The 7,576-nt window shown below is 44.9% G+C and carries 11 protein-coding genes; 9 read left to right on the top strand and 2 right to left on the bottom strand.

The genetic code is table 11. The features are described 5' to 3' along the window. From B7X71_RS09915 to B7X71_RS09890, 6 genes are all read left to right on the top strand, one after another. The coding region (locus B7X71_RS09915; RefSeq protein ID WP_293600640.1) for a YeeE/YedE thiosulfate transporter family protein at positions 1–513 on the top strand (513 nt) is incomplete at its 5' end. Position 514: 1 nt separating this feature from the next. Beyond that, positions 515–1,084 carry a YeeE/YedE thiosulfate transporter family protein gene (locus B7X71_RS09910; protein ID WP_293599495.1) on the top strand — a complete coding sequence of 190 codons (570 nt, stop codon included), beginning with the start codon at positions 515–517 and terminating at the stop codon, positions 1,082–1,084. A gap of 19 nt (positions 1,085–1,103) precedes the next feature. Beyond that, on the top strand, positions 1,104–1,337 hold the full coding sequence (locus B7X71_RS09905; protein ID WP_293599494.1) for a hypothetical protein: 234 nt from the start codon (positions 1,104–1,106) through the stop codon (positions 1,335–1,337). A 9-nt stretch (positions 1,338–1,346) separates the two neighbouring features. After that, entirely contained in the window at positions 1,347–1,970 is a 624-nt protein-coding gene (locus B7X71_RS09900; protein WP_293599493.1) for a hypothetical protein, read from the top strand. Between the two features lie 13 nt (positions 1,971–1,983). Then, positions 1,984–2,961 carry a rhodanese-like domain-containing protein gene (locus B7X71_RS09895; protein WP_293600639.1) on the top strand — a complete coding sequence of 326 codons (978 nt, stop codon included), beginning with the start codon at positions 1,984–1,986 and terminating at the stop codon, positions 2,959–2,961. Positions 2,962–3,009: 48 nt separating this feature from the next. Further along, entirely contained in the window at positions 3,010–3,222 is a 213-nt protein-coding gene (locus tag B7X71_RS09890) for a DUF2892 domain-containing protein (protein ID WP_293598203.1), read from the top strand. Between the two features lie 72 nt (positions 3,223–3,294). Here B7X71_RS09890 and B7X71_RS09885 read toward each other — a convergent pair whose 3' ends face one another. Continuing rightward, entirely contained in the window at positions 3,295–4,404 is a 1,110-nt protein-coding gene (locus B7X71_RS09885; RefSeq protein ID WP_293598202.1) for an ABC transporter ATP-binding protein, read from the bottom strand. After that, positions 4,404–5,054, bottom strand: coding sequence for a molybdate ABC transporter permease subunit (gene modB, locus B7X71_RS09880; protein WP_293598201.1), 651 nt, complete (start codon positions 5,052–5,054; stop codon positions 4,404–4,406). The genes B7X71_RS09885 and modB overlap by 1 nt, the downstream gene beginning before the upstream one ends. A 101-nt stretch (positions 5,055–5,155) precedes the next feature. On the opposite strand from modB, the gene B7X71_RS09875 reads away from it, so the two are divergent. From B7X71_RS09875 to B7X71_RS09865, 3 genes are all read left to right on the top strand, one after another. Then, positions 5,156–5,497 carry a metalloregulator ArsR/SmtB family transcription factor gene (locus B7X71_RS09875; protein ID WP_293598200.1) on the top strand — a complete coding sequence of 114 codons (342 nt, stop codon included), beginning with the start codon at positions 5,156–5,158 and terminating at the stop codon, positions 5,495–5,497. 35 nt (positions 5,498–5,532) lie between these two features. Further along, complete coding sequence (soxC, locus tag B7X71_RS09870) at positions 5,533–6,933, top strand: sulfite dehydrogenase (protein WP_293598199.1); 1,401 nt, start codon at positions 5,533–5,535, stop codon at positions 6,931–6,933. Further along, a partial coding sequence (locus B7X71_RS09865) for a cytochrome c (protein ID WP_293600638.1) occupies positions 6,917–7,576 on the top strand: 660 nt, incomplete at its 3' end. The genes soxC and B7X71_RS09865, both read left to right, overlap by 17 nt.

Raw genomic sequence — 7,576 nt, 5'->3', positions numbered from 1 at the left:
ACGCAGGTTCAACCGGCTCCATATTGGAATCCTTTGGTTGCGGGCATCCTGCTCGGAATAGTTTTGTTATCAACCTTTGCTTTTACCGGACACGGTCTAGGTGCTACAGGCTTTACAACGCGTCTAACAGCATGGTTTGGAATGTATCTAGCGCCAGTAGCAACAAATGCTAACGAATATCTTGGTGGAATGGTTGAGGAAGGCAAGCCCTTAGACGCATGGATCACATGGCAGGTGATTGGCGTTGCAATAGGCGCACTCTTATCTGCATTCTTTGCCGGGAGAATTGCGATTAAGTTAGATGGGAAGAAATTTTTAGGCGGCTCTAAGCGCCCGTTAACTGCGTTATTTGGTGGAGCCTTAGCTGGCTTTGGAGCACGTATTGCTGCAGGCTGCACTAGCGGTCTTGGTTTGTCTGGAGCGGCTGTACTCAGCTTGGCTGGATTTACCTTTTTAGGCACATTCTTCGCGGTTGGATTGTTAGCTAGCCGCCTAATGAAACAGGAGAAATAAGATGGGAGCAATTCTTTCGGGCTTATTGCTGGGAGCAGCCTTTGGCTTTGTACTGGAGCGGGCTGGTTTTGGTAATCCTAATAAGTTAACGGGGCAATTTCGTTTAACAGACTGGTCCGTATTTAAAGTGATGTTTACTGCAATCGTGTTTGCTGCAGTCGGACTTTTGATTTTAGAAAAAACTGGATTCGTGGAGAGTGGGAGCCTTTTTGTTCCACCATCATTCTTAGGTGCTGCAGCTTTAGGTGGTGCGTTTGTTGGAGCGGGCTTCGCCATTGGCGGCTATTGCCCCGGCACCTCGGTAGTTGGCTTGATGTCAGGTCGTATTGACGCCGGAATCTTTCTGATTGGATTGTTGCTAGGAACAATCCTATTTGCAGGGATCTATCCAAGTATTGAATCTCTTACGACTTTGGGTGAAATTGCCAATATAGATTCATTGCCAGAACTCTTCAATGTTTCAAGTATTTCTATAGATGTCGTCATGGTTCTTGCCGTAATTGGTGTATTTATTTTGGGTACATGGATGGAGAAAAAATCCGCAGGCCCTGTCAGTTCTCAAGAAATTTAATAATTCAAAAGGAAAAACAATGTTTACAAAAACAACAGTAGCTGCATTAGCTTTAGCTTTAACGGGATTGGCTGCAGCACCGATGGCAAATGCTGCAGATGCTCCTGCAAATCCAGCTAACGCCGAACAAAAAAATCCCTGTGGTCCCAAGAATAAGTCGAGCAATCCATGCGGTCCAGCCAAGAAAAAAGCAGCCAATCCCTGTGGCCCAGCAAATCCTTGCGGCCCTAAAAAACGTAAATCTGCAGATTAATTTATCTCAATGCTGATTCAATCAACCCTTTGCTTGGCGGCTCAGGAAATCGCCAGCATCCAAACGCGCTACGCGAAAAAAGGTTTGACGCTTAGCGAAGCTGCGCTGTGTGGCGCGCGAGAGTTTATTGAGTGGAATCACTATCCAAAAAATGACCTTTTAGATCCGATTAGTGGTTATGAGTTTTATTACCATGCGCATGCAGCCGATGAGATGTTGGATGGTGAGCATGGCCATTTCCATTTATTTAAGCGTAATGGGGTGGAATTCCATCACCTCATTGGTATCGCATTAAATCAGCAAGGTTTGCCGGTTCGTCTGTTCACTACAAACCAGTGGGTCACTGGGGAGAAGCTGATCTCCGCAGACCTGGTGCTAGTTGAGTTGCATAATTTTGATATGGCAACGAAGGGTCGCCTGTCTCCGGTGTCTCGTTGGGTTAGTGTGCTTACAAAGCTATTTTTTATGGATATGGAAGCATTGATAGTCGGTAGGGACCGCAAAATTGGTCAGCTAGAGATTGAGTTTGGTGATCGAAACTTGGTTCTCGACTCAAGGAATCACCATGTATTAACTGAAAGTAAGATTGATTTATTGGATCGACTTTCACAATATTTATTACCTGCAAATTAATCAAGGAGTTCAAATGAAAAAGATTCAAATAGGACTGACTATTGCGATTACAAGTTTTATCGGATTAGTACAAGCTGTAAATTTGCCGGGGCCATTAGTCAGTGCAGAGTGGCTTGCTGCGAATCAATCAGAGGTTCAGATCTTGGAGGTTCGTGGCGATGTCGCTAGTTATACCCGAGCTCCTGAATTTGAAGTTGATAAAAAAACAGGGAAGAAATTTTTAGTAGAGGTAGGTGGACATATTCAAGATTCCACATTACTTGATTTTAAAAAGGTGAGAGCTGATCGCATGATTGACGGGAAAAAGATTAAATATCTGATTCCTGAAAAAGCTGACTTTGAAAAAATTATTCAGTCAGTGGGAATTAATTCTGACAGACCAATCGTTCTAGTTCCTGTTGCCCTAGATATATCTGACGTTGATGAGGCTTTACGCGCGTATTGGCAATTTAAGGTTTATGGTGAGGACAATATCGCCATATTGGATGGCGGTATGGCTGGCTGGCTTTCTGAAGGCCGTGATTTTTCTGTGGCCCAATCGGTTAAAGCTAATGGAACATGGGTTGGTAAGGCTGAGCGCAAGGAATTGATTGCCAACTCAGAGCAGGTGGCGTTGGCTTCAAAAACAGGTAAATCTACTTTGATCGACGTCCGTCAGCCTGTTCAGTACTTTGGTTTAAATAAACGTGATTATGTGGGTGCATATGGCCATATTGCCGGCGCAAAGGAATTAGCTCCTGAGTTGTTGGCAAAGCCTGCAAAAGGAGTATTGTATTTCTGGGATAAAAATACATACAACGCATTGCTAACTTCCAACGGAATTAATCCAAAGACGCCTGCGATTAGTTATTGCAATAGCGGTCATTTAGCGGCTGGTGGTTGGTTTGTTATGTCTGAATTAGTTGGCAATAAATCGACCAAGCTTTATGACGGATCTCTCTACCTATGGACTTTAGAAGGTCGTCCGTTGGTAGGCGTTCCACTCAATTAAGTAGTAATTAGACTTTTCTCTCACGGTGAATATAAAAAAGGATTTGATATGAAATGCAATGTTGGCGGTATTGACCGTATGTTACGTATTGTCATTGGTCTAGTCTTGATTGGTTTGGCTATTACGGGAACAACTGGTGCCTGGGCTTGGATTGGTATCGTTCCTTTGGTGACAGGAATTTTCAGATTTTGCCCAGCCTATCCATTATTAGGAATTAATACTGGTGGCAGCGATTCTGACGGCGGCAGTTGCTGCAAATAATTCCGTTTTAAATAACGCGCTTGTTAGATAAAAGTCTAGCAAGCGCTTTTTTTCCTTTAAAGAGTTGAGGCCTTAGTGATCAACAAAGCGCCGAGGATCATTGATGGGTCGCAAAGGCATGATGTGAATCTGATCTCCATCTAGCTCAAGATGCATTAGGCTTCCGACCTGCATTTTTAATCTTTTGACTTCGGCTGAAGAGGCCTCCCATTCGACTGTATTTTCACTGTCTTGAATCCTCAATTGAATGACTGCAATCTGTCCAAGACTGCTCATCTTTTCAACCAATACAGGGACGCTATTTTCGGTAGGTTTATTATGGACACTTAATCCACTTTGCGGAATAACCCAGGCAACACGAACTTTAGGAGGTATCTTGCCTTTATCGGTAACACTAAAAACCATTTTGCATCCATCCCAACTCAAGCTACCGGAGTCGAATACACCGTTAAACATATTGTTAATGCCAACCAATTCCGCAACCCTGGAATTTCTTGGTCTTTGAAACAGGACCTGCGGTGCGGCAGTTTGAAGGCTAATACCTTTGTCTATGACGGTAATCTGGTCCGCAAGCAAGTCCGCTTCGCGTAAATCGTGAGTTACTAATAGGATTGGGATGTTGAGATCTTTGCGGAGATCTGCCAGGGTTTTATACAAACCCTGACGGGTTGGCGCATCGATTGCTGAAAAGGGCTCATCTAGCAACAATACTTTTGGCTGGCGTGCTAGGGCTCTTGCGAGGGCAACCCGTTGTTGTTGTCCGCCAGAGAGCTGATGCGGCATTCGCACAGCTAAATTGGAAATGCCCATCCGATCCAATAAGTCCATGCTAATGGCATTACGTTTGCTTCCAGTAAGTCCAGAGTTTTGTAATGGAATCAATACGTTCCCCAAGGTATTTAAGTGTGGAAACAGCGCATATTGTTGAAATAAGAATCCGCATGAACGTGCTGCAGGCGCTAGATGCAGGGCTTTAGGGCGGGGGTCATCGCATTCAAACCAAACCTCCTCGTCGCACTCGATCTTTCCGGTGGCAGGCTTGTTTAGGCCGGCAATAGTTCTGAGCACTGTAGTTTTACCGCTTCCAGAGGGGCCAACTAGAGCATGTAATTCACCTGGCGCACATTCGAGATTAATCTGCAGTGGGTTGGGGAGAGTTTGGCTAATCTTGATTTTTAACATCAGCTTAGGCCTGTGCGACGATTTGGGTTTTGTCCAAATACCCCGTAAGACAGCGCAATACAAACCAGGGAGATGCCCAGAAGAACAAGGGCTATGGTGCCAGCACCATCGGCATCAAAGCCTTGGACCTTATCGTAAATTGCAATTGATGCTGTTTTTGTCTCATTCGGTATTGCGCCACCGACCATAAGGACTACCCCAAACTCCCCAAGTGTATGGGCAAAAGTCAGAGCAGCTGCACCGGTAATGCCTCGCCAAGACAGGGGAAGCTCTATCAAGCGAAAGATTTGCCAATTGCTTAGACCGCTCACTTGGGCGGCTTCACGAATTTCGGGGTTAATAGTCTCAAATGCCCTTTGGATGGGCTGAATTGCAAATGGAATATTGACAATTAATGAGGCGGCGAGAATTCCAGTGAATGAAAAAACTAGCGGCATCCCAAAAATGCTGGCGTTGCCAAATGAAACCAGAAAGTAATAGCCTAAGACTGTGGGCGGAAGCACTAGTGGAAGGGCCAAGGCAGCTTCAAGCCAGGGTCGACTTTTATTTAACTTAATTATTTTATGGGCAACCCACACCCCAAACGGCAGTATCAGAGCCATGGTCCAAAAAGCAAGCTTTAAGGACAGCAAAATTGCATCAATATCCATTTTTTGATTGTATTGTGTTTGGGGGCTAGGGTATCCCACTATATAAGTATTTGCATCTTCGGTGTCCAATATGCATACACACGTATATATAATTCAAGCCTGTGAATATCAAAGCTAAAGCCAATAAAACTACAAAGTCACTTTCTCCAGAACTAATGGAAAAAGTATTCTCCCGTGTTGCTGATTATTTCAATGTACTTTCCGAGCCGTCACGTCTACGGATCATGTATGCGGTCTGTAGCGGTGAAAAGTCTGTTTCCGAAGTTGTTGAGTTGTGCGGCACTAGTCAGGCAAATGTATCCCGTCATCTTTCGGCTCTTCATAAGGCAGGGATATTGCTGAGACGTAAAGAGGGGACGATTGTTTTTTATTCCATCGCAGATAACGCAACCGTCAAGATGTGTCAAACGGTGTGTGCAAAGATGGCTGAAAGTCTGCATTAATTTTTTAAGTATCTATTCATCAAAGTAGAGATCACATGACCAAAAAACAAATAGAAATTAGTGAGCAGGATATCGGTGCTATCGAAAAGCCAGCCAATCAAGCTCGCCTTGTTAAGGCGCCTGAACATTTTATTTCTCAAGAACTCATCGCCGACATTAATACAAATGGCTTAGATGAAAATCGTCGCGGATTCTTACGTAAGGGCTTTATGTCTGCACTGGGTGGTGTGGCAGCAGGTCTAACAGCTCCGCTAGCTATGGCAGCAGGTGAAGGCGATCCTGCGATTCTTGAAAAACAAGAATGGCAGACTACTTTGGGTAAGAATGTGGCGACCATGCCTTATGGCGTCCCATCTATCTATGAATCAAATCTAATTCGTCGCGAGTCTCCTGGTTTAACTCGTGTATCAGCTGCTTCAGTTGCCTTTACCCCACTTCAAGGTTTGTTTGGAACAATTACCCCCAATGGCTTGCATTTTGAGCGCCACCATCAAGGTTGGTACAACCTCAATCCTGAGACTCACCGTTTGATGGTGAATGGCTTAGTTAAAAACCCACGCGTTTTTACAATGAATGATTTGATGAGGTTGCCATCTGTTTCTCGTACACACTTCATTGAGTGCGGTGCAAACACTGGATTGGAGTGGGGTAACGTTGCCGTTCCTACGGTCCAATATACGCACGGTATGCTTTCTTGCTGCGAGTTCACTGGCGTTCCTTTAAAGGTATTACTTGAAGAATGTGGTGCTGACCTCAAAAAAGGAAAGTTCATGCTGGCTGAGGGCGGTGACGGCTCAGGCATGACGCGTACCATCAACTTGGAGAGCTGTCTCAACGACACCATCGTTGCTTGGGCAATGAATGGTGAGATGCTGCGCCCAGAAAACGGCTTCCCATTGCGCTTGGTAGTGCCCGGTGTTCAAGGCGTTAGTTGGGTCAAATGGTTGCGTCGTTTAGAGGTAGGCGATATGCCTTGGAATGCTAAAGATGAAGCGGTTCACTATATTGAACTGATGCCAGACGGAACGCACCGTCAATACGCATCAATCCAAGAGTGCAAATCGGTTATTACAACACCATCAGGCGGTCAACAATTGCTTGATAAGGGCTTCTATAACGTGAGTGGTATGGCGTGGTCTGGCCGTGGAAAAATCACCCGTGTTGATGTTTCATTTGATGGTGGCAATAACTGGCGCACTGCGCGCTTAGAGACTCCAGTCCTTACGAAATCAATTACCCGCTTCAACATTGATTGGGTTTGGGATGGGTCGCCTGCGATTCTTCAGTCCCGTGCGATGGATGACACTGGCTATATTCAACCTTCGATCAAGACTCTTCGTAATGTACGCGGTACTAGATCGATTTATCACAACAATGCAATTCAATCATGGAAATTGGATTCAAACGGCGAGGTGAGCAATGTTCAAGTTGGATAAATTTAGTATCAGCCTAGGATTGGCAGCGCTCATCGCAATTACTTCTCAACAAGCTTTAGCGCAATCTAGCTCAGCCAAATTTCCTGGTATTGGTAGAACGGCTACTCCTGCGGAAGTTGCCGCTTGGGATATCGATGTTCGCCCTGACTTTAAGGGTCTACCCAAGGGCTCTGGATCTGTAGAAAAAGGTCAAGTTATTTGGGAGGCTAAGTGTGCAAGTTGTCACGGCACCTTTGGTGAATCAAATGAAATCTTTACCCCTATCGCTGGTGGAACAACAAAAGATGATGTAAAGACAGGCCGCGTTGCCTCATTAAATGATATGAAGCAACCCCAAAGAACGACCTTAATGAAGGTGTCTACGGTATCTACATTGTGGGATTATATTTACCGTGCGATGCCATGGAATGCCCCAAGATCTTTAACGCCCGACGATACCTATGCAGTTGTTGCTTTTATCCTCAGTCTTGGCGAAATCGTTCCGGATGATTTTGTGCTGAGCGATAAAAATATTGCGGAAGTCAAAATGCCAAACCGAAATGGTATGACGACTAAACATGGCTTCTGGAATGTAAAAGACAAACCAGATGTCAACGGAAGTTCTTGCATGCATAACTGCGTTCCATTTGTGCAAATTGGTTCG

The sequence above is a fragment of the Polynucleobacter sp. 39-46-10 genome, from assembly GCF_002282275.1.
Note: the sequence above shows the minus strand (reverse complement) of the source record. Positions and strands in the feature narration are given on the sequence as shown.